Below are 777 nucleotides of genomic sequence, written 5' to 3'. Positions count from 1 at the left end.
GGTGTCCAGCAGCTCGCGCGCGCGGCGCGCAGCAGCGCGAGGCCGGCGCGCGGGCTCAGGCCTTCCTGGAACCACTCGCCGGAGCGCGTCGCCTCCAGCAGCGCCTGCAGGTAGTCCAGCAGCGCCGGCGAGACGTGGATGCGCAGCACTTCGCGCTGCAGCGCGCGCAGCTGTTCCGGCGTCATCACCGGCTTGAGCGCGCGCAGCAGCTCACGGCTGTCCTCGCCCATCAGCAGTTCGCGCTCGGCCTGGCGGTCGGGATAGCCCAGGCTGATGCACATCAGGAAGCGGTCCAGCTGCGACTCGGGCAGCGGATGCGTGCCGAGCTGCTCGCTCGGGTTCTGCGTCGCGATGACGAAGAAGGGTTGCGGCAGCGGATGGGTCGTGCCGTCCACGCTGACCTGGTATTCCTCCATCGCCTCCAGCAGCGCGCTCTGCGTCTTGGGGCCGGCGCGGTTGATCTCGTCGGCCAGCAGCACCTGGCTGAAGACCGGGCCGGGGTGAAACTGGAAGGCGCTGCCGCCCGCGCCCTGCGCCCCGGGCTGGTAGATGTTGACGCCCAGCAGGTCGGACGGCATCAGGTCCGTCGTGAACTGGACGCGGGAGAAGCGCAGGCCCAGCGAGATCGCCAGCACATGCGCCAGCGTGGTCTTGCCCACGCCGGGGAGGTCCTCGATGAGCAGGTGGCCGCCGGCCAGCAGGCAGGCCAGGCAGTCTTCCGTCTGCGCCTGTTTGCCCTTGATGATCGTGCTAATCTGCCGCCGCAGGTCGGCCGCG

At 70.4% G+C, this 777-nt stretch carries 1 protein-coding gene; it reads right to left on the bottom strand.

What is annotated here, in order from left to right; genetic code table 11:
* The coding region (locus tag FUT87_RS23370) for a MoxR family ATPase (RefSeq protein ID WP_147242556.1) at nucleotides 1-767 on the bottom strand (767 nt) is incomplete at its 3' end.
* Between the last annotated feature and the right edge of the window lie 10 nt (nucleotides 768-777).

The organism is Mitsuaria sp. TWR114 (assembly GCF_007997345.1).
This window is presented reverse-complemented; position numbering and strand designations above follow the sequence as displayed.